The sequence below is a fragment of the Paracoccus binzhouensis genome (assembly GCF_016446475.1).
Lineage (GTDB): Bacteria > Pseudomonadota > Alphaproteobacteria > Rhodobacterales > Rhodobacteraceae > Paracoccus > Paracoccus binzhouensis.
The window spans coordinates 1-20,415 of sequence record NZ_JAEHFP010000033.1 but is presented as its reverse complement, the minus strand read 5'-3'; the positions used below and the strand labels follow the sequence as shown (position 1 = coordinate 20,415).

The 20,415-nt window shown below is 69.7% G+C and carries 22 protein-coding genes; 8 read left to right on the top strand and 14 right to left on the bottom strand.

Annotation, left to right across the window (positions count from 1 at the left end):
* Positions 1-97: 97 nt before the first annotated feature.
* From I9P22_RS09950 to alr, 3 genes are read right to left on the bottom strand one after another with little or no spacing between them, the layout of a single operon-like run.
* Entirely contained in the window at positions 98-835 is a 738-nt protein-coding gene (locus I9P22_RS09950; RefSeq protein ID WP_199259335.1) for an ABC transporter ATP-binding protein, read from the bottom strand.
* The gene (locus I9P22_RS09945; protein ID WP_199259334.1) at positions 835-1,593 is read right to left on the bottom strand and encodes an MlaE family ABC transporter permease; all 759 of its coding nucleotides are present in this window, start codon (positions 1,591-1,593) and stop codon (positions 835-837) included. Before I9P22_RS09945 ends, I9P22_RS09950 begins: the two co-directional genes overlap by 1 nt.
* The gene (alr, locus tag I9P22_RS09940; RefSeq protein ID WP_199259333.1) at positions 1,590-2,609 is read right to left on the bottom strand and encodes an alanine racemase; all 1,020 of its coding nucleotides are present in this window, start codon (positions 2,607-2,609) and stop codon (positions 1,590-1,592) included. The genes I9P22_RS09945 and alr overlap by 4 nt, the downstream gene beginning before the upstream one ends.
* A 157-nt stretch (positions 2,610-2,766) precedes the next feature.
* On the opposite strand from alr, the gene I9P22_RS09935 reads away from it, so the two are divergent.
* Positions 2,767-3,159: a hypothetical protein gene (locus I9P22_RS09935; RefSeq protein ID WP_199259332.1), complete on the top strand. Its 393-nt coding sequence runs from the start codon at positions 2,767-2,769 to the stop codon at positions 3,157-3,159.
* Positions 3,160-3,184: 25 nt separating this feature from the next.
* Here the strand turns inward: I9P22_RS09935 and miaB are convergent, their stop codons facing one another.
* A complete protein-coding gene (miaB, locus tag I9P22_RS09930; RefSeq protein ID WP_199259331.1) occupies positions 3,185-4,516 on the bottom strand; it encodes a tRNA (N6-isopentenyl adenosine(37)-C2)-methylthiotransferase MiaB in 1,332 nt (443 codons plus the stop codon).
* A 69-nt stretch (positions 4,517-4,585) separates the two neighbouring features.
* On the opposite strand from miaB, the gene I9P22_RS09925 reads away from it, so the two are divergent.
* Positions 4,586-4,927: a TfoX/Sxy family protein gene (locus tag I9P22_RS09925; protein ID WP_199259330.1), complete on the top strand. Its 342-nt coding sequence runs from the start codon at positions 4,586-4,588 to the stop codon at positions 4,925-4,927.
* Here I9P22_RS09925 and I9P22_RS09920 read toward each other — a convergent pair.
* Positions 4,906-5,364 (bottom strand): DUF2380 domain-containing protein, encoded by a 459-nt coding sequence (locus tag I9P22_RS09920; protein WP_199259329.1) that lies wholly within the window; start codon positions 5,362-5,364, stop codon positions 4,906-4,908. The two genes, I9P22_RS09925 and I9P22_RS09920, sit on opposite strands and share 22 nt — an antisense overlap.
* A 162-nt stretch (positions 5,365-5,526) precedes the next feature.
* Here I9P22_RS09920 and I9P22_RS09915 point away from each other — a divergent pair, with 162 nt between their 5' ends.
* Positions 5,527-6,888, top strand: a complete 1,362-nt coding sequence (locus tag I9P22_RS09915) for an aminotransferase (protein ID WP_199259328.1) — start codon at positions 5,527-5,529, stop codon at positions 6,886-6,888.
* Between the two features lie 68 nt (positions 6,889-6,956).
* Here the strand turns inward: I9P22_RS09915 and I9P22_RS09910 are convergent, their stop codons facing one another.
* Together I9P22_RS09910 and I9P22_RS09905 are read right to left on the bottom strand one after the other, a co-directional pair.
* Positions 6,957-7,340: a pore-forming ESAT-6 family protein gene (locus tag I9P22_RS09910; RefSeq protein ID WP_199259327.1), complete on the bottom strand. Its 384-nt coding sequence runs from the start codon at positions 7,338-7,340 to the stop codon at positions 6,957-6,959.
* A 120-nt stretch (positions 7,341-7,460) separates the two neighbouring features.
* Complete coding sequence (locus I9P22_RS09905; protein ID WP_199259326.1) at positions 7,461-7,730, bottom strand: DUF3572 domain-containing protein; 270 nt, start codon at positions 7,728-7,730, stop codon at positions 7,461-7,463.
* 114 nt (positions 7,731-7,844) lie between these two features.
* Here I9P22_RS09905 and I9P22_RS09900 point away from each other — a divergent pair, with 114 nt between their 5' ends.
* The 3 genes from I9P22_RS09900 to I9P22_RS09890 all read left to right on the top strand — a co-directional run bounded on the left by I9P22_RS09900 (position 7,845) and on the right by I9P22_RS09890 (position 10,482).
* Positions 7,845-9,248: a diguanylate cyclase gene (locus I9P22_RS09900; RefSeq protein ID WP_199259325.1), complete on the top strand. Its 1,404-nt coding sequence runs from the start codon at positions 7,845-7,847 to the stop codon at positions 9,246-9,248.
* Between the two features lie 98 nt (positions 9,249-9,346).
* On the top strand, positions 9,347-9,769 hold the full coding sequence (locus I9P22_RS09895) for a DUF983 domain-containing protein (protein ID WP_199259324.1): 423 nt from the start codon (positions 9,347-9,349) through the stop codon (positions 9,767-9,769).
* Between the two features lie 35 nt (positions 9,770-9,804).
* Complete coding sequence (locus I9P22_RS09890; RefSeq protein WP_199259353.1) at positions 9,805-10,482, top strand: NUDIX domain-containing protein; 678 nt, start codon at positions 9,805-9,807, stop codon at positions 10,480-10,482.
* Between the two features lie 19 nt (positions 10,483-10,501).
* On the opposite strand, the gene I9P22_RS09885 is transcribed toward I9P22_RS09890, so the two are convergent.
* From I9P22_RS09885 to I9P22_RS09855, 7 genes are all read right to left on the bottom strand, one after another.
* Positions 10,502-11,272 carry an enoyl-CoA hydratase-related protein gene (locus tag I9P22_RS09885; RefSeq protein WP_199259323.1) on the bottom strand — a complete coding sequence of 257 codons (771 nt, stop codon included), beginning with the start codon at positions 11,270-11,272 and terminating at the stop codon, positions 10,502-10,504.
* Positions 11,273-11,337: 65 nt separating this feature from the next.
* Positions 11,338-11,802 (bottom strand): cytochrome c-type biogenesis protein, encoded by a 465-nt coding sequence (locus tag I9P22_RS09880; RefSeq protein WP_199259322.1) that lies wholly within the window; start codon positions 11,800-11,802, stop codon positions 11,338-11,340.
* Between the two features lie 3 nt (positions 11,803-11,805).
* Positions 11,806-13,767, bottom strand: coding sequence for a heme lyase CcmF/NrfE family subunit (locus I9P22_RS09875; protein ID WP_199259321.1), 1,962 nt, complete (start codon positions 13,765-13,767; stop codon positions 11,806-11,808).
* 88 nt (positions 13,768-13,855) lie between these two features.
* Positions 13,856-14,368, bottom strand: a complete 513-nt coding sequence (locus I9P22_RS09870) for a holin family protein (protein ID WP_199259320.1) — start codon at positions 14,366-14,368, stop codon at positions 13,856-13,858.
* The gene (locus tag I9P22_RS09865) at positions 14,359-14,970 is read right to left on the bottom strand and encodes a holin-associated N-acetylmuramidase (protein WP_199259319.1); all 612 of its coding nucleotides are present in this window, start codon (positions 14,968-14,970) and stop codon (positions 14,359-14,361) included. The genes I9P22_RS09870 and I9P22_RS09865 overlap by 10 nt, the downstream gene beginning before the upstream one ends.
* 77 nt (positions 14,971-15,047) lie before the next feature.
* Positions 15,048-15,491 (bottom strand): cytochrome c maturation protein CcmE, encoded by a 444-nt coding sequence (gene ccmE, locus I9P22_RS09860; RefSeq protein WP_199259318.1) that lies wholly within the window; start codon positions 15,489-15,491, stop codon positions 15,048-15,050.
* An 18-nt stretch (positions 15,492-15,509) separates the two neighbouring features.
* Positions 15,510-16,322: a glutamate racemase gene (locus tag I9P22_RS09855; RefSeq protein WP_199259317.1), complete on the bottom strand. Its 813-nt coding sequence runs from the start codon at positions 16,320-16,322 to the stop codon at positions 15,510-15,512.
* A gap of 412 nt (positions 16,323-16,734) precedes the next feature.
* On the opposite strand from I9P22_RS09855, the gene I9P22_RS09850 reads away from it, so the two are divergent.
* The gene (locus tag I9P22_RS09850) at positions 16,735-17,655 is read left to right on the top strand and encodes a LysR family transcriptional regulator (protein WP_199259316.1); all 921 of its coding nucleotides are present in this window, start codon (positions 16,735-16,737) and stop codon (positions 17,653-17,655) included.
* Positions 17,656-18,007: 352 nt separating this feature from the next.
* Positions 18,008-20,179 carry a phosphoribosylformylglycinamidine synthase subunit PurL gene (purL, locus tag I9P22_RS09845; protein WP_199259315.1) on the top strand — a complete coding sequence of 724 codons (2,172 nt, stop codon included), beginning with the start codon at positions 18,008-18,010 and terminating at the stop codon, positions 20,177-20,179.
* The last annotated feature ends 236 nt before the right edge of the window (positions 20,180-20,415 follow it).

Sequence of the window (20,415 nt, the reverse complement as noted above, 5' to 3'; positions counted from 1 at the left end):
GTTCTCAGTAACCCATGGTTGCAACTGTGCGGGATTCGCACAAGGGGGGCCGGGCCGCTGTTTTCGCCGCGCACCGGATTCGGCGGAAAAACGGCCATCACGCGCCGGGACCCCGCGCCATGGGCCGGGCGCGGCCGGCGATGAAGTCGCGCAGGTAGTCGTCCCCGGCCGCGTCCATCCCGGCCACCGCGCCCTGCCAGCGGACCCGCCCGCGATCCAGCAGCGCCACCCGGTCGGCGATGCTGCGCACCGAGCTCATGTCATGGGTGATGGTGATGGCGGTGGCGCCGGTCTCGTCCACGATGCCGCGGATCAGCGCGTTGATCGCCGCCGCCCGGATCGGGTCCAGCCCGGTCGTCGGCTCGTCGAAGAAGATCACCTTCGGGTCGGCGGCGATGGCGCGGGCCAGGCCGGCGCGCTTGCGCATGCCGCCCGACAGCTCGGCCGGGTAAAGGTCCGCCACCTCGGGGCCAAGGCCGACGCGGGCCAGCTTTTCCACGGCGATGGCGCGGGCGCGGGCTTTCGGCATGGTCCGCAGCAGGCGGAAGGCGACGTTGCGCCAGATGGGCAGGCTGTCGAACAGCGCCGCGTTCTGGAACAGCATGCCGAAATGCTCCATGAAGGCCTGCCGCTGCCCGGCAAGCGGCCGGCCCTGCCACAGGATCGCGCCGGCATCCGGCGTCTCGAGTCCCAGGATGCAGCGCAGCAGCACCGACTTGCCGGTGCCCGAGCCGCCGATGACCACCAGGCTCTCGCCCTCGGTCAGGTCCAGGTCCACGCCATCGAGCACCCGCTTGGCGCCGAAGCTCTTGGAAAGACCGCGCACCGAGAGCATCAGAAGAACAGCCCCGTCAGCGCGAAATTGGCGGCGAGGATCCCGACCGAGGCCGCGACCACGGCATTGGTCGTCGCCCGTCCGACCCCGGCCGCGCCGCCGGCGGCCGTCATGCCGAACCAGCAGCCCGACAGCGCCACGATCTGCCCGAAGACCGCGCCCTTCAGCAGGCCCGAGACCACGTCCCAGCTTTCCAGATAGGCCCAGGAATTCGACAAATAGGTCGCCGAGTTGAACCCCAGCGCATTCACCCCGATCAGCCAGCCGCCCATTATGCCGATCACGTCGCCGACACCCACCAGCACCGGCACGCAAAGAAGCGCCGCCCAAAGCCGGGGCGAGACCAGCCAGCCCATGGGATCGGTCGAGAGCGTCACCAGCGCGTCGATCTGCTCGGTCACGCGCATGGTGCCCAGCTCGGCCGCGATGGCGCTGGCGACGCGGGCCGCGACCATCAGCCCGCCCAGCACCGGGCCAAGCTCGCGCGCCATGCCGATGGCGACGATGGCGGGCACCACGTCGCCGGCCTGGAAGCGTTCTCCCCCGGAATGGATCTGCAGGGCCAGCGCCGCGCCGGTGAACAGCGCCGTCAGCCCCACCACCGGCAAGGACAGCCAGCCGATATGCAGCATCTGCCGCGCCAGTTCCGCGGGGTGCTGGCCCAGCCGCGCCAAGCCCCGGCCGGCGAACAGCGCCACCCGCCCGGTGGCACGGATCAGGCCGATGGCCGCCCGCCCGGTCAGCCGGAGGGGGTTCACAGCCAGCGACGCTCGTAGCGCCGGCCCAGCGAGGTCAGGATCTCGTAGCCGATGGTGCCGGACAGCGCCGCCAGGTCGTCGACGCCCTGCCGGGCATTCAGGATCTCCAGCGCCGGCGGCACGTCCGGCAGGTCGGTCACGTCCACGGTGATCAGGTCCATCGAGATGCGGCCGATCACCGGGCAGGCACGCTCGCCGGCCCAGAGGCTCAGCTTGCCGTCCCGCGCCAGCGCCCGCGCCAGCCCGTCGGCATAGCCCGCGGCCACCGTCGCCACCCGCGACGGGCGCGCGGCGGTCCAGCTGTAGCCGTAGCCCACCGATTCGCCGGGCTTCACCTCGCGCGTCTGGATCACCGGCAGCGCCAGCGTCACCACCGGCCGGGCCCCGGTGAAGGGTTCGCCGCCGTAAAGGCCGATGCCGGGGCGCACCAGATCGAAATGATAATCCGGGCCCAGCAGGATGCCGCCGGTCGCCGCCAGCGAGCGCGGCGCTGCCACGCCCTCGGTCATCGCCCGGAAGGCGGCGCGCTGCCGGGCATTGGCCGGGTGATCCGGCTCGTCGGCGCAGGCCAGGTGCGACATGATCAGAGCCGGCCCGCCCGCCAGCGCCTCGGCGCGTACGGCGGCCCATTCGCCGGGCTCGAAGCCCAGCCGGTTCATGCCGCTGTCAAGCTGGATGCCGAAGGCCCCGCGCGGCCGCAAGGCCCGGTCGCGGAAGAATTGCTCGGGACTGTTCAGCAGCGGGATCAGCCCCGCCAGATCCTCGCCCTCCATATGGCCCGACAGCACGAAGATGCGCGCATCCTCGGCCAGCAGCGGCCGGAGCGCGCGCCCTTCCGAGGCAAGGGCGACGAAGAAGTCCCGCGCGCCCGCCTCGTAAAGCGCGGGCGCGACGCGCGCGGCGCCCAGCCCATAGGCATCGGCCTTGACGACGGCCGCCGCCCGCGCGCCGGGGGCCTTGGCCGCAAGCGCCTTCCAGTTGGCCGCGATGGCCGGAATATCGATGACGAGTCCCATGCCAGCGGCATGGCCCCTGCCCGTTCCCTCGTCAAGATGCCGCGGCGAAGAATCTGGCGCGGCCCGTGGGCGCCGGCCGGCAAAGCTTGGCCTTTTCTTCGCGGCGCTGCACCGTTAGCCTCGCTATCAAGGACGGCATTGGACCAAGGGGCATGAAATGAAACTCGGCATGATCTTTGCGGGCAGCCTGTTGCTGCTGGCCGCCTGCGGCGTCCGCGACGAATACGGCGAGATCATCGCCCGCTCGACCCCGCCCAGCAACGCGCTGCGGGCCGAGCTGGCCGCCGGCGCCGCCCGGCTGGCCTATGACCCGGCCTCGATCCGCCATGCCGAGATCTCGAACGTGGCGAGCTTCGGCGACGGCGTGCAGGGTGTCTGCGTCCGGGCGGACAGCAAGAACGTCTCGGGCATCTATACCGGCGTGCACAATATCGGCATCCCGCTGCGCGACGGCAAGCCTGCCGGCGGCACGCTGGACCACCCGATCTGCAACCGCAGCGACGTGCCCTGGCACAAGTTCCCGGAACTGGAGCGGCTGGGCGCGAAATAGCGCCCGCCCCAACCTCGGCGGCGGGTCAGGCCACCAGCTCGCCCGCCAGCGAATTCGGGGCGCTGTGGGTGATGCGCACCCGGACCAGGTCGCCCACCGCGGCCTGCGGCGCCTCGACGAAGACGGCGTGCAGGTAATCCGACTTGCCCACCATCTGGCCGGGCAACCGGCCGGGCTTCTCGAACAGCACGCCCAGCTCACGCCCGACCATGCCCTGCTGCGCCGCCTTCTGCTGGCTGGTCAGCAGCGCCTGCAATTCGTGCAGGCGGGCGTCGGCGGTGTCGCCGTCGATCTCGGGCCGCTCATAGGCCGGGGTGCCGGGACGCGGCGAATACTTGAAGCTGAAGGCGGTGCCGAAATTCACCGCCCGCACCAGCGCCAGGGTGTCGCGGTGGTCCTGCTCGGTCTCGCCGGGGAATCCGACGATGAAATCGCTGGTCAGCATGATGTCGGGCCGCGCCTCGCGGATGCGGTCGATCAGGCGCAGATACTGGTCGACCGTGTGCTTGCGGTTCATCGCCTTGAGGATGCGGTCGCTGCCCGACTGCACCGGCAGGTGCAGGTAGGGCATCAGCTTCGGCTCGTCGCGATGCGCCGCGATCAGGTCGTCGGCCATGTCATTGGGGTGGCTGGTGGTGTAGCGAATGCGGTCCAGCCCGTCGATTTCCGCGATCGCCCGGATCAGCCGGCCGAAACCCCATTCGGCCCCCTCGGGCCCCTCGCCGTGCCAGCCGTTGACGTTCTGGCCCAGCAGCGTGATCTCGCGCACGCCGCGGGCGACCAGGTCGCGGGCCTCGGACAGGATGCGCGAGACGGGGCGCGAGACTTCGGCCCCGCGCGTATAGGGCACGACGCAGAAGGCGCAGAACTTGTCGCAGCCCTCCTGCACGGTCAGGAAGGCGGCGGGGGCGCGGCGGGTGGCGGCGGGCCTGGGCAGGTGCTCGAACTTGTCCTCGGCCGGGAATTCGGTATCGACGCCGCGCCCGGCGCGGGCCATGGCCGGCAGCCGGTGATAGGCCTGCGGCCCGACCACCAGGTCCACGATCGGCATGCGGCGCTGGATCTCGGCGCCCTCGGCCTGGGCCACGCAGCCGGCGACGCCGATCTTCAGGTCCGGGCGCTCGGCCTTCAGCGGCTTCAGCCGGCCCAGGTCGGAATACAGCTTCTCGGCGGCCTTTTCCCGGATGTGGCAGGTGTTCAGCAGCACCATGTCCGCCTCGGCCTGGTTCTCGGTCAGGACATAGCCCTCGGCGCCCATGGCCTCGGCCATGCGCTGACTGTCATAGACGTTCATCTGGCAGCCATAGGTCTTGATGAAAAGCTTCTTCGCCGCCGGGGTATTGGCTTGGTCCGTCATGCCGTGCTGTCCTTGGAGTTGCTGCGCTGATACAGCAAGACAGGGGCTTTGGAAAGCGGGGCGCAAGGAATGACCGACCTGACCGAATTGCCGAATATCGGCCCCGCCACCGCCCGGGCGCTGGTCGCGGCCGGGGTGGCGGATGCGCGGGCGCTGCGGGCCATGGGTGCGCACGCGGCCTATCGCGCCCTGTTGCGGGCGGGGGAACGCCCGCATTTCATCGGCTATTACGTCTTGCACATGGCGCTGCAGGGCCGGCCCTGGAACGATTGCCGGGGCGAGGAAAAGGCCCGGCTGCGGCGGGATTTCGACGCGCTGCTGGCCGAGATGCGCGGCACTGGCCCCGCCGCCATCGAGGCCGTCCTGCGCGAGATCGGCCTGATCGCGCCTCAGCCCGGCTCGCGCAGCTGACGCGCCAGGAATCGGCCGGCGCGGCGCCAGGACTCGTCGTTGTCGCCGCGGAAGTTCAGTTCCTTGTGCAGGATCAGCCTCTCGTCCTTCAGGTCCACCAGCGAGGCGAAGATCTGCAGGATCAGCGTGCTGGTCTTCTGCACCACCACGAACAGCCCGCGATCCCCACCGCGGTCGCGCAGCAGCGCGACCAGGCAATCCGCGGTCTCGCGAGGGCAGGCGGCGGCCACCTGCTGCGCGGTGATCGGCGTGCCCGGCAGTTCCTCGGCCAGGACCGAGACCAGCAGCGCCTGCCGGCGCTGGTGATCCGCGCTCTGGTCGCGGGCCTCGTGCGAGGTGTCGAGCAGCTTCACCGGCGCGATCATCAACCCCTCGGCCGGCGCCGGCAGCGGCGCGAGCGGCAGAAGCAGCAGCGGGGCCAGCAACAGCTTGCGCATGGCGTCCTCCTTGGGCGGGTGCATCGCAGCCAGTCTGCGCCCCGTCGCCGGATGCGGCAACCGGGCGGAAGGTCTGGCCCCTTCCCCCGCGGCGCCGGGCCCCATTGAACGGGCCGGGACGCCCGGCTAGCTTCGGCCGCAAGGATGATCATGGAGGCGGCAATGAACCAACCGCAAAGCTGGGAAGCCCGGGCCGAGGCATATTCGCTCTACGGCTTCACCGACATGCCCTCGGTCCACCAGCGGGGCACGGTCGTGGTGACGCATGGCGAGGGTCCCTATGTCTTCGACGTGCATGGCAGGCGCTACCTGGACGCCAATTCCGGCCTGTGGAACATGGTCGCGGGCTTCGACCATCCGGGCCTGATCGCCGCGGCGAAGGCGCAATACGACCGCTTTCCCGGCTATCACGCCTTCTTCGGCCGCATGTCCGACCAGACGGTGATGCTGTCGGAAAAGCTGATCCAGGTCTCGCCCTTCGCCTCGGGCAAGGTGTTCTACACCAATTCCGGCTCCGAGGCGAACGACACCATGGTCAAGATGCTGTGGTTCCTGCACCGGGCCGAGGGCAAGCCGCAGCGCCGCAAGATCCTGACGCGCTGGAACGCCTATCACGGCGTCACTGCCGTCTCGGCCAGCATGACCGGCAAGCCCTATAACGAGGTGTTCGGCCTGCCGCTGCCCGGCTTCATCCACCTGACCTGCCCGCATTACTGGCGCTTCGGCGAGCCGGGCGAGACCGAGGAGCAATTCGTCGCCCGCCTGGCGCGCGAGCTCGAGGACGTCATCGCCCGCGAGGGCGCCGACACCATCGCCGGCTTCTTCGCCGAGCCGGTGATGGGCGCCGGGGGCGTCATCCCCCCGGCGCGCGGCTATTTTCAGGCCGTCCAGCCGATCCTGAAAAAACACGGCATCCCGCTGATTTCGGACGAGGTGATCTGCGGCTTCGGACGCACCGGCCAAACCTGGGGCTGCGAGACCTATGACTTCATCCCCGATGCGATCATTTCCTCGAAGAACCTGACGGCGGGCTTCTTCCCGATGGGCGCGGTGATCCTTGGCCCCGACCTGGCCGGCCGCGTCGAGGCCGCCGTCGAGGCCATCGAGGAATTCCCGCACGGCTTCACCGCCTCGGGCCATCCGGTCGGCTGCGCCATCGCGCTGAAGGCCATCGACGTGGTGATGAACGAGGGGCTGGCCGAGAACGTGAACCGCCTGGCACCGCGCTTCGAGGAAAACCTGCGCCGCCTGGCCGAAAAGCCGAACATCGGCGAATATCGCGGCGTCGGCTTCATGTGGGCGCTGGAGGCGGTCCGGGACAAGCCCACGAAGGCCCCCTTCGACGCGAAGCTGTCGGTCAGCGAGCGCATTGCCAATACCTGCACCGACCTGGGCCTGATCTGCCGGCCGCTGGGGCAATCGGTGGTACTGTGCCCGCCCTTCATCCTGACCGAGGCGCAGATGGACGAGATGTTCGAGAAGCTGGAACAGGCGCTCGACAAGGTCTTCGCCGAACTCGCCTGACCGGCATGAAAAAGCGCCCCCGAAGCGGTCGGGGGCGCCATCCGCGAGCGGCGCGTCGAAGCGGCGCGTTACTGGGGCAGCTGGGCCGCCGCCTGCTCGACCGCCGCGGCGATCTGCGTGCAGAGCGCGGCCACCTCGGCCCCCTGCGCCTTGGCCGCGTCGGCCAGCGATTGCTCGACGCCCATGGCGCTGACAGTGCCGGTCTTGCCCTTCTCATAGGCGGCCTCGACCGCCGCGGCATCCTGGGCCGCCGGCAGCATGGCCAGGATCTTGCCCTGGGTCTCGGCCGCCTTGCCGTCGATATGCCCCTCGGCCTGGCAATATTCCAGCACGCCCAGCTGGTTCTTCGCCGCGGCGATGGCCATGTCGGGATTCGGCGCGGTCTGCGCCAGTGCCGCGCCGCCAAGCAGCGCCAGCGCCAGCGCCAGGGTCGGGACAAGAATGCGTCTCATAAGGATCTCCTGAAAATCGGCCGGCAGCCTGCCGGTGCGCCATTGGCACCCATCCGCGCGCCGCCCGCAATGGGCAGCTTTACCGATAGGAGCCATCCCGCCGATTCCGGAACCGGCGCGCTACCAGGGATCGCCGCCGCCCAGCACCGCGCGGGCCATCTGCACCCGCTCGGGGCGCAGACCGGCGGCCCGGGCGAAGTCCAGCACGCGCTGGTCCTGCTCCAGCAGGAAATCCAGCACGAAGACGGCGAATTCCGGCCGCGCCGCCATGGCGCGCAGCCCCGCCGCGTCACTGCCCGATTGCGCCAGCAGCGCCGCCACCAGTTCCGGGTCCGCGGCGATATGGGCAAAGCCCGTATCGGCAATGTCGCGCGCCTCTGTCACCGTCATTCCGCTCTCGCTTTCGTGAAACCCGGCGGCGATTTCCGCGGCGCCGGAAAGGATTTGTTAACCATTCCCGCGCAAGATGCGGGCCAGGGCAGCAGGTGTAAAGCGGGCGCAGGCATGGCGGGGCGGATTCTGGTCGTTGACGGCGTGCCGACGAACCGCATCACCATGAAGGTGCGGCTGGCCGCGGCCTGTCACGAGGTGGCGACCGCCGCCTCGGGCCAGGACGCGCTGCGCATGGCGCGGCTGATCCATCCCCGCATCGTGCTGATCGGCGCCAACCTGCCCGACATGGACGGGGCGGCGCTTTGCGCGGCGCTGCGCGCCCTGCCGCAGGGGAGCGAAACGCCGGTGCTGGTCCAGGCGCGGGGCGAGGATCGGGTGGCGGCGCTGCGCGCCGGCGCCTCGGCCCTGATCGAGCCCGGCGGCGACGACCTGACCCTGCTGGCCCGCATCCGCGGCCTGATGCGGCACGAGCCCGAGGCAGGGGCCGGGGCGCTGGAGGCCCCGGCCCCCGGCCTGGCCGAGGCGGCGGCGGGTTTTACCCATGACGACCGGCCGCGCGCCGTTTTCGTGGCCGACAGCCCGGCCACGGCGCTGGGCTGGCGCCATGCCCTGCAGGGCCGGGTCGGCTTCGCCATCGCCATCGCCGACCCCGAACGCGCGCTGGCCGAGGCGACCTCGGGCCGGGTGGCCGATCTCTACCTGATCGCGGCGGATGCGCAGCAGCCGGGCGACGGGCTGCGGCTGCTTTCGGAACTGCGCTCGCGGCCGCATTCGCGCGACGCCGCCTTCGTCGTCGCCCTGCGCCCCGAGCGGGCCGAGATGGCGCCGGTGGCGCTGGATCTGGGCGCGGGCGACGTGCTGGGCTGGAACCTCGCCAGCCCCGGGGCGGCACCCGAGGCGGCGATGCGGCTGGAAGCCCAGCTGGCCCGCAAGCGCGAGGCCGACCGCCGCCGGCACGAGACCCGGCGCAACATGCGCTGGGCGATGACCGATCCGCTGACCGGGCTGCACAATCGCCGCTATGCCCTGCCCCGGCTGGCCGAACTGGCGGCCGAGGCGCAGCAGGCCGGGCGCGACCTTGCGGTGATGCTGCTGGACATCGACCGCTTCAAGCAGGTGAACGACGTCCACGGCCATCCCGCCGGCGATGCGGTGCTGGGCGAGGTGGCGACCCGCCTGGCCTCGGCCCTGCCCGCCGATGCGCTGCTGGCCCGCATCGGCGGCGAGGAATTCCTGGCGGCGCTGCCCGATTGCCCGGCCCGCTCGGCCCGCCGCGTGGCCGAGGCGCTGCGCCAGGCGGTGATGGCCGAGCCGGTCTGCCTGCCGCCCGGCTGCGACAGCGCCGCGCTTGGCGTCACCGTCTCGGTCGGCGTGGCGGTCGGACAGGCCGGACCCGGTTGCGGATGGCCGGCCGAGCCGGAGACCCTGCTGGCCACCGCCGACCGGGCGCTGCTGAACGCGAAATCCTCGGGGCGCAACCGCATCGTCCTCGCGCCGCAGATGGCCCATGCCTGAGCCATGCCTGCGACGCTTTGTCGCCTCGGACCGAAGCCGCGCTTTTCTTCAAGCCGGTCCTGCCCTACATAGGTCGGGAACAGGAAAGGAACGCGCGAATGTCCCATGCCTTTTCCCCCGAGCCCGAGGCCGAACGGCCGATCAAGCAGGCCGTGCTGCGCGCCGCGCTGGGGCGCTGCCCCGCCTGCGGCCAGGGGCGGCTGTTCCGGGGCTACCTGGCCGTGAACCCGTCCTGCCCGCATTGCGGCGAGGCGCTGCACCATCAGCGCGCCGATGACGGGCCGGCCTATCTGACCATCCTGCTGGTCTCGCATCTGGGGGCGCCGCTGCTGCTGGCGGTCTACATGATGTATCGCCCCTCGGCCATGGCAATGCTGATCGGCTTCAGCCTGGGCGCGGTGATCCTGTCGCTGCTGCTGCTGCCGCTGATCAAGGGCGGCCTGATCGGCTTCCAATGGGCACGGCGCATGCACGGCTTCGGCCAGCAGCCGGCGGCCCCGGCCGAGGCCAGCGCCTCGTGAGCGGCGCGGCCCTGCGCGAAGGCAAGCCGGCCGAGATGCCGATCCGCGATGCGGCCACCGTGCTGGTCCTGGACCGCAGCGCCCCCGGCGGCCCCTCGGTGCTGATGGGGCAGCGGGGCGCCTCGGCGGTGTTCATGCCGTCGAAATACGTCTTTCCCGGCGGCGCCGTGGATGCCGCCGATGCCGGGGCACGGCTGGGCGGCGCGCTTTCGGCCGAGACGGCGGCCCGGCTGGCGGTCGACCCGCTGCCCGGCGCGACCGTCACCCCCGATGCGCTGGCCGCCGCCGCGCTGCGCGAACTGGCCGAGGAGACCGGCCTGCTGACCGGCCAGCCCGGCCCCGCGCCCGAGGGCTGGGACCATTACGCCGGCGCGGGCCTTGCCCCCGACCCCTCGACGCTGATCTTCCTGTTCCGGGCGATCACCCCGCCGGGCCGGCCGCGCCGCTTCGACGCGCGTTTCCTGCTGCTCGATGCCGAGCGCCTGCATGGCGACCGCAACGATTTCGGCGCCGCCTGCGACGAGCTTTCGCACCTGCACTGGGTGCCCTTGCCCGAGGCGCGGGCGCTGGACCTGCCCTTCATCACCGAAGTTGTGCTGGCCGAACTGGCCAGCCTGGTGGCGCAGGCCGGAGACGGCCCGTTGCTGCCGCCGGCCTCGGTGCCCTTCTTCGACAACAGCCAGTCGGTGCCGCGCTTCCGCCGCATCGGCTGAAGCCACATCGCCGGATCGGTCAGCGCCCCTTGAACCGGGGCGCGCGCTTCTGCAGGAAGGCGGCGACGCCCTCGGCGAAGTCCTCGGTCCGCGCCATCTGGCCCTGCAACTGCGCCTCGAGCCGCAGTTGCGCCGCCATGTCGTTGCCGCTTGATGTCCGCAGCGCCTGGCGGATCGCCAGGAACGCCGCTGTCGGCCCCTCGGCCAGGGTTTGCGCCCGCTCTGCCACCACGGTCGCGAAGTCCGCGTCCGGCACCGCCTCCCAGATCAGCCCCCATTCCGCCGCCCGGGCCGCCGGGATGCGATCGGCGAACAGCATCATCCCCATGGCGCGCGGCACGCCGACCGAGCGCGGCACGATGAAGGTGCCGCCGGCATCGGGAATCAACCCGATGCGGCTGAAAGCCTGCACGAAACTGGCGCTTTCCGTGGCGATGACCACATCGGCGGCCAGCGCCAGGTTGGCGCCGGCCCCGGCCGCGATGCCGTTCACCGCCGCGATCACCGGCACCGGCGCGTCCGAGATGGCGGCCAGCATCGGCTCGTATTCCTCGCGCAGGATGGTTTCCACGTCGAAGCCGGCCGTGGCGTCGGTCAGGTCCTGGCCCGAACAGAAGCCGCGCCCGTTCCCGGTCAGCACCACGCAGCGCGTGCCCTGCGGCAGGTTCGTCATCGCCGCCACGATCTCGGCCCGCATGGTGCGATTGAGCGCGTTGACGGTATCGGGCCGGTTCAAGGCCAGCCGCGCAATCCCGTCCCGATGCGTGAATTCGATGGTCTGAAAGCTCATCCGGTCCCCCCTGCTTTCGGCCATCCTGCCCAAGCGCCAGCGGCGGGAAAAGGCCCGACCCTGCGTCAGTCGCGCATGATCCGGTCCAGCCGCGCCTTCTCCTCCTCCGAAAGGCGCGCCGGGCTCTCCTCGGCAAGGTTGCGCGAACGCACGAAGCGCCAGCCCACCAGCAGCGCCAGGACCGCCATCACCGGCCCGGCGAGGTAGAGCAGCCAGTTCACCCCGCGCGCCGGCGGCTGGAACAGCACGTATTCGCCGAAGCGGTCGGTGACGGCCTGCACCGCCTCGGCATCGCTGTCGCCCGCGACCAGCCGCTCGCGCAGGTAAAGCCGCAGGTCGCGGCTGATCGGCGCATTGGATTCGTCGATGGTCTCGCCCGCGCAGACCGGGCAGCGCAGGATCTTCGAGATCTCGCGCGCCCGCGCCTCCAGCGCCGGGTCGGACAGCACCTCGTCGGGTTGCACGGCCCAGACCGGCAGGGCGGCCGGCAAGGCGAGCAGCAACGACAGGCAAAGAAGCAGCGCGCGCATGGCCTACTCCGCCGGCTGGGCCGCGACGCGCGCCTGCCGCGCCCCGGCGGCGACGCGATAGCGCCGGTCCGACAGGCTGATGCAGCCGCCAAGCGCCATCAGCGCCGCGCCCAGCCAGATCCAGCTGGCGAAGGGCTTGATATAGCTGCGCACCGCCCAGCCGCCATTCTGCTGCTCGTCGCCGATCACCAGGTAGAGGTCGCGGAACAGCCCGTTCTGGATCGCCGCCTCGGTCGTCGGCATGGCCTGCACCGGATAGATCCGCTTTTCGGGATGCAGCACGGCCACCTGCCGGCCACCGCGGCCGACCTTCATCGTGGCGATGGTCGCGTCGTAGTTCGGGCCGGGGCGCTCCTCGACCGCCTCGAGCGTGATGTCATAGCCGGCGACGGTGAAGGTCTGGTCGACCTGGGCCACGCGGATGTCCTCGACCTGCCAGGCCATCAGCAGGCTGATGCCGATGAAGGTGACGCCCAGCCCGGCATGGGCCACCGCCTTGCCCCAATCGGCGCGCGGCAGCCGGCGCAGGCGGGAAAGGCCGGAATTGCCGGTGCGCAGCCACAGGTCCACCGCGGCACCGCCGACCAGCCAGGCGCCCAGCCCGGCGCCGATCACCGCCAGCGCCGAATGCCCGGTCGAGACGGCAAAGACCAGCGCCATGACGGCGGCGGCAAGCAGCAGCACACCGCGCAGCGGATAAAGCGCGCGCTTCAGCCGGCCGCGCTTCCAGGGCAGGATGGCGCCCAGCGGCAGGATGATCGCCAGCGCCACCATGAAGGGGGTGAAGGCCTTTTCGAAGAAGGGCGCGCCGACCGAGAGCTTCTTGTCCCAGGCCATCTCGGCCACCAGCGGCCAGACCGTGCCGATGAATACGACGAAGGCCGAAACCGCCAGCAGGATGTTATTGAGCACCAGCGCCCCCTCGCGCGAGACCGGGGCGAAGGCGCCCCGCGCCTGCATCGAGGCGGCGCGCAAGGCAAACAGCAGCAGCGCCCCCCCGACGAAGACGGCCAGGATCGCCAGGATGAAGACGCCGCGCTCGGGGTCGCTGGCGAAGCTGTGGACCGAGGTGATGACGCCCGAGCGCACGATGAAGGTGCCGATCAGCGAAAAGCCGAAGGCCAGGATCGCCAGCAGGATGGTCCAGCTTTTCAGCACCTCGCGCTTTTCCACGACGATGGCGGAATGCAGCAGCGCCGCAGCGATCAGCCAGGGCATGAAGCTGGCATTTTCCACCGGGTCCCAGAACCAGAACCCGCCCCAGCCGAGCTCGTAATAGGCCCACCAGGATCCCAGGGCGATGCCGATGGTCAGGAAGACCCAGGCCGCCAGCGTCCAGGGCCGGACCCAGCGCGCCCAGGCGGCATCGACCCGCCCCTCGATCAGCGCCGCGACGGCAAAGCTGAAGGCCATGCTGAGCCCGACATAGCCGAGATAGAGGAAGGGCGGATGGAAGGCGAGGCCGGGATCCTGCAGAAGCGGGTTCAGGTCGCGCCCGTTGAACGGCGGGCTGGCCATGCGCAGGAACGGGTTCGAGGTGAACAGGATGAAGGCCAGGAAGGCCGCGCCGATCGCCGCCTGCACCGACAGCACCCGCGCCCGCAGCCGGGGCGGCAGGTTGGCGTCGAAGCTGGCAGCCGCCGCGCCGAACAGCGACAGGATCAGCACCCAAAGCAGCATCGAGCCCTCGTGATTGCCCCAGACGCCGCTGATCTTGTAAATCATCGGCTTGGCGGTATGCGAATTCTCGTAGACCAGCGCGACCGAGAAATCCGAGGTCACGAAGGCCATGGTCAGCGCCGCGAAGGCGATGCCGATCAGCCCGAATTGCGCCAGCGCGGCGGGCCGGGCGCTGTCGATCCAGCCGCTCCAGCCCCTGGCGGCGCCGATCATCGGCACGATCATCTGGAACAGGGCCACGGCAAAGGCCAGGATCAGGGCGAAATGGCCGATTTCGGCGATCATGGGCTTCCTCCGGGTGGCTGGCCCGCAGAATAGCCGCGGCGCGGGCGGCAAGCCAGCCCCCCGCGCCCGCCAGATTGTCACAGCATCGCTATTTCGCCGCTTCCGCCTCGGCCCAGTCGCGCAGGGCCGGGTTGTCGGCGAAGGGCTCGACCGCTTCCGCCGCCCGCGGGGTCACGGGGGCCTGCCCCGGCCGGGCGATGACCGGCCGGCTGCGGAAGTAATGCGCCTCGCGCGCACCGAAATAGAAGCTGATGACGGCGCCCAGCAGCCACCACAGCGGCTCGGGCACCAGGTTCAGGTTCTGCATCCGCAGGCCGAAGCCCTCGGGCTCGACCATGGCATAGACGAACAGCGCCAGCGTCCCCAGCGTCATCAGCGGCCGCGGCAGCCGGTTCAGCCCGTTCATCGCCCCGTCGAACCAGCCCCGCGGCGCGGCGGCGAATTCGGCGCCATGCTGGGTGATGGCGCGGGCATAGGCTTCCTCGTCCAGTTCCATGCGGCGCGTCGCATTCGCGCGGAACACCTCGGCCATGCCGGTCGCGGCATTGGCGACGGTGGCGGCGGCGGCTCCCGCCCCCAGGAAACGGTCCATCACGCCCATGTCGCCACCCTTGCCCGATGTTCCGCCGCCGTGAGATGATAGCGGGGCGAGATGAATTCCTCGGCCCGCAGGATCCAGCCGCCCTTGCCGCCCGATCGCGTGCGGGCGTATTTGCGGCTGGCCGGACGCGCATCGCCCAGCGAATAGTAGTAGTTGCGCCGCGCGATGCCGTAGGCGTCGGCGAAATGGCCCGGCGCCGCCGCATCGGCCTGCCGCGCCGCCAGGATCGTGCGCGGCCCGACCAGCCCGTCGTCGGTCGCCGCGAAGCCCATGCGCGTGACCAGCCGCTGCAGGATCTTCACCGCGTTGGTCCCGGCATTGACATACATGTCGAAGACCGAGGCCTGCACCGAATCCGGCAGTTCCGCCAGCCGCGGCCGGCGGAAGTAATGCTCGACGAAGATGCGCTCGGCATCGGCGCGGGTCAGCGCCCTGACATCCGCGACATCGACCCGGCCGTCGCCGGTCTTGTCGATGCCCAGCCGCCGCAGCGTCGCCAGCGTGACGCCGTAATTCGTCGCCCCGCCCGGATCGTCGGGGTCGTTGACGTAGCCCCCCTCACGCGCGACGATCTCGGCCGCGATCTGTTCCACCGTCTTCATGCCAGCCCCCATTTGCGGAAACGGGGCCAAGGCTCGGGGAACGCGGTTAACGGCTTGTTAACCCGGCGCGCGTTGCGTCAGGAATTCGGGTCCTCGTAGACGCCCTGCTCCTTGAGCGAGTCGATGACTTCGCGCGGCATGTAGTTCTCGTCATGCTTGGCCAGGATCTCGGTGGCGACGAAGGTGTCGCCCTCCATGCGGCCGGTGCCGATCATGCCCTGACCCTCGGCGAAGAGATCGGGCAGCACGCCGGTGAAGCGCACCGGGATCGAGGCGCCGCCATCGGTGACGCGGAAGCTCACCGTCTCGCTGGCGCCGCGGACCAGGCTGCCATCCTCGACCAGGCCGCCAAGGCGAAACACCTCGCCGGCCTGGGGCGGGCTTTCGGCCATCTGGCTGGGCGAGCGATAGAGGTTGATGCCGTCGCGAAAGCCGTAGCCGATCAGCCCCACCGCCAGCACCAGGGCGACGGCGGCGGCGACAAGGATCTGGATACGGCGCTTTTTCTTGAGCGATTTCATTTTACTGGCTTTCCAGCTTCAGGCGCTTTCGAACCTGATCGGATGGCGAAGGAATTGCGTGGCCTTGCCCGAGACGCGCTCGGCATCGCCGGTGGTCAGGAAGCGCGAGACCGTGCCGTCGCCCAGCATCTCGGGATGGCGGTTCAGGTAGTCGGCCAGGCTTTCGGCCACCAGGTCGGGCTGGGAATAGACCTTGACCTGCGGCCCCAGCGCCTTCTGGAAGGCGGCCTGCACCAGCGGATAATGCGTGCAACCCAGGATCGCCGCCTCGGGATGCGGCATGCGGCGCAGCAGCGCCTCGACATGGCTGGTCACCAGCGCCTCGGCCAGGATCTCGTCGCCCATCTCGATCGCATCGACCACGCCGCCGCAAGGCTGCGCCTCGACATCGACGCCGATGGCGCGGAACGCCAGTTCGCGCTGGAAGGCGCGGCTGGCGACGGTCGCCGGGGTGGCGAACAGCGCCACATGCTTGACCGCCACCTCGCGCGGCGGCGAGTTGTCGCCCCAGCGCCGCTCGGTCAGCGCCTCGATCATCGGCACGAACACGCCCAGGACGCGCTTGTCCTGGGGCAGCCAGGTTTCCTGCATGCGCTTCAGCGCCGCGGCCGAGGCAGTGTTGCAGGCCAGGATCACCAGGTCGCAGCCCTCGGCCCAGAGCCGCTCGACCCCCGCGCAGGTCAGGTTGAAGATGTCCTCGGCATCGCGCACGCCATAGGGGGTGTGGGCATTGTCGCCCAGATAGACCAGCGGCAGCTGCGGCAGGCGGGCAGCGACGGCGCCCAGGACCGTCAGACCGCCCAGACCCGAATCGAATATGCCCACCGCCATGACTAGCCTCCTGCTCGCGACGTGCCTTTTTAGGACGCAGCGGGGCGGAATGCCATGATTTATGTCAGCTGGCCGCGTCGCGCCAAGGCGGCCGCCGGCCCGCCGCCATGAGCCGAAACGGCGGATTGCGGCCGATGGTCGCGGCAACGGCAGGGTGATCTGGAAGATCGGTCCCCGGCCGACCATATGGGTCAAAAATGCGTGACGCGCCACCCACCCGAATCGCCCGGCGAAAGAGGATTTTTGCCTGCTTCCCCGGCCCGCTGCGGCCGGCTGACTGGTATGGAGGCAAAATGGGTCAGCAAGCCTGCCGGATAAAGGGTTTTCTTCGCGTTTTGCAGGGTTGTTCGCCTTATCTTCTGTGATAAGGGTTGCACTGATTGCATGGCTGATGCCGCAAGAAAGCACTGTTATGGATTGGGATAAGTTAAGAATATTTCACGCCGTCGCCGACGCAGGGAGCTTGACCCATGCGGGCGATGTTCTGCACCTGTCGCAATCCGCCGTCAGCCGCCAGATCCGGGCGCTGGAGGATTCGCTGGGCACGACGCTTTTTCACCGTCACGCGCGCGGTCTCATTCTGACCGAACAGGGCGAGCTGCTTTTCGAGGCCACCTCGTCCATGGTGCGCAAGCTCGACACCACCGCCGCCCGCATCCGCGACAGCGAAGAAAACGTCTTCGGCGAGCTCAAGGTGACCACCACCACCGGCTTCGGCACCATGTGGCTGGTGCCGCGGCTGGCCAAGCTCTACGAACGCTACCCGGACCTGAAGATCGACCTGATGCTGGAGGAGCGGGTGCTGGACCTGCCCATGCGCGAGGCCGACGTCGCCATCCGCATGAAGGAGCCCAACCAGCAGGACCTGATCCGGCGCCGGCTGCTGAACATCCGCATGCGGCTTTATGCGACGCAGCAATATCTGGAAAAGGCCGGCGTGCCGGATTCGCTCGAGGATCTGAAGCCGCACCGGCTGATCTGCCAGAACCCGCAGACCCCACAGGTCAGCTCGGGCGCGGTGCTGTCGCAGATGCTGCTGGGGCTGAACATGACCTCGACGCTGATGGTCAACAATTACTTCGGCGTGCTGCAGGGGGTGCTGAACCATGTCGGCATCGGCGTGCTGCCCGACTACCTGACCTCGGACTTCCCCAATCTGGTGCGGGTGCTGCCCAGCATCGAGTCGGGCGAGGTGCCGGTCTTCCTGGCCTTCCCCGAAGAGCTGCGCACCTCGCGCCGGGTGACGGCGTTCCGCGACTTCGTGCTGGAGGAGATCCAGGCCATCCGCAAGCAGCAGAGCGAGGATCAGGCCGCCCTGCCCTCGGCCAAGTGACGGCCGCGCAGGCAGGGCGCCGGGGCTGCTGCAAGAGATATTCGCAAAATGCATATCGGCCATGTCCCGCGATCGGCATTTGAACCTTGAACCGTTCGCCGACTGCACATATTTCCGATCTCGAAGGCGATGATTTGAAGCAATTCTCATCACCTTCAACCTCCCTGTTGGACTTGAGCCGGGCTTCATGCCCGGCTTTTTTTTGCCCGCCGCCCGGACCGCCACCCGGCCCCGTGCCGCGGCGCGGCAGAACCGCTTCGGATCGCCGCCCCACCGCACCGCGCGCGGCCCCTTTCCTAAAGCCCCGCCTGCGCTTAAAAGGCCGGGGAAACCGGGGAAAAGGGCGCCAGACATGAACGAACCGCAGATCACCGAGGACCTGATCGCCGCGCACGGGCTCAAGCCCGACGAATACCAGCGCATCCTCGAGATCATCGGGCGCGAGCCGAGCTTCACCGAACTCGGCATCTTCTCGGCCATGTGGAACGAGCATTGCTCCTACAAGTCCTCGAAGAAATGGCTGCGCACCCTGCCGACCACGGGCCCGCAGGTCATCTGCGGCCCGGGCGAGAACGCCGGCGTCGTGGATATCGGCGACGGCCAGGCCGTGGTCTTCAAGATGGAGAGCCACAACCACCCCTCCTATATCGAGCCGCATCAGGGCGCCGCGACCGGCGTGGGCGGCATCCTGCGCGACGTCTTCACCATGGGCGCCCGCCCCATCGCCGCCATGGACGCGCTGTCCTTCGGCCGGCCCGAACACCCCAAGACCGCGCATCTGGTCAAGGGCGTGGTCGAGGGCATCGGCGCCTATGGCAATGCCTTCGGCGTGCCGAACGTCGGCGGCGAGGTGCGCTTCCACCGCAGCTATGACGGCAACTGCCTGGTGAACGCCTTTGCGGCGGGCCTCGCCGACAGTGACAAGATCTTCTATTCCGCCGCCTCGGGCGTCGGCATGCCGGTTGTCTACTTGGGCGCCAAGACCGGGCGCGACGGCGTCGGCGGCGCCACCATGGCCTCGGCCGAGTTCGACGACACCATCGAGGAAAAGCGCCCCACCGTGCAGGTCGGCGACCCCTTCACCGAGAAATGCCTGCTGGAAGCCTGCCTGGAACTGATGCAGACCGACAGCGTGATCTCGATCCAGGACATGGGCGCGGCCGGCCTGACCTGCTCGGCGGTCGAGATGGGCGACAAGGGCGGGCTCGGCATCAAGCTGGTGCTCGACGCCGTGCCGCAGCGCGAAACCGCCATGACCGCCTATGAGATGATGCTGTCCGAGTCGCAGGAACGCATGCTCATGGTGCTGAAGCCCGAGAAGGAGGCCGAGGCGCGGGCGATCTTCGAGAAATGGGACCTGGATTTCGCCATCGTCGGCGAGACCATCGCCGAGGACCGTTTCCTGATCGTCCACGGCAACGAGGTCAAGGCCGACCTGCCGCTGTCCAAGCTCAGTTCCAGCGCGCCGGAATACGACCGGCCCTGGATCGAGACCCCGGCGCCGGCGGACCTGCCCGCCCTGCCCGCCATCACCCCCATCGCGGCGCTGAAATCGCTGATCGGCAGCCCGAACCACGCCCACAAGGGCTGGGTGTGGGAGCAATACGACACCCAGGTCGGCGCCGACACCATCCGGCGCCCCGGCCTTGGCGCCGGCGTGGTGCGCGTGCATGGCACCCGCAAGGCGCTGGCCTTCACCAGCGACGTGACGCCGCGCTATGTCAAGGCGAACCCCTATGAGGGCGGCAAGCAGGCGGTGGCCGAGGTCTATCGCAACCTCAGCGCGTGCGGCGCCCTGCCGCTGGCCACCACCGACAACCTGAACTTCGGCAACCCGGAAAAGCCCGAGATCATGGGCCAGTTCGTCGGCGCCATCAAGGGCATCGGCGAGGCCTGCGCGGCGCTGGACTTCCCCATCGTCTCGGGCAACGTCTCGCTTTACAACGAGACCGACGGCAAGGGCATCCTGCCCACGCCCACCATCGGCGGCGTCGGCCTGGTCGCCGATCTTGACGACCTCATCGCCGGCCTGCCGGCCGAGGGCGACCTTGCGCTGGTCATCGGCGAGACCCGCGGCCATCTCGGCCAGTCGGCGCTGGCCGCCGAGGCCTTCGGCATCGAGGCGGGCGACGCGCCGCATGTCGACCTGGCGGCCGAGCGGCGCAATGGCGAGTTCCTGCGCGCCCATGGCAAGCTGCTTCGTGCCGCGACCGACCTGTCGGATGGCGGGCTGGCCCTGGCCGCCTTCGAGCTGGCCGAGGCGGCGGGCCTGGGGGTCACGCTGGACAGCGCCGAGATCGCCCAGCTGTTCGGCGAGGATCAGGCCCGCTACCTTGTCGCCTGCAGCCCCGAGAATGCCGCGAAACTGGCCGAGGCGGCGCAGACGGCCAGCGTGCCGCTGGCCGAGGTCGGCCGCTTCGGCGGCGCAGCCGTGTCCCTTGGCGGCGACTCGGCTGCGCTGGCCGAGCTGTCGCAACTCTATCGCGGCGCCTTCGAGAAGCGGCTGAATCTGGAACTGGCCTGAGCCGCAGCCGGCCCCGCATAGCCGGCTCGCATGGCCGGCCGCCGCGCCACGGCGCCCTGCCGGGTCTGCCTCTGCGGCGGGGCGTATGCGGAATCCGGCCGGTTTTCGCGTCATAGGCAATCATGCCCATTTATCGCCGGCGGGCCGAGGCCTAGGTCATGTTGACAAATGGCGAAGCCAGAGCCTGATGCAGGCGATGTCGATGAAGCCGAGGAAACTGTCTGCGGTTTTGTCGT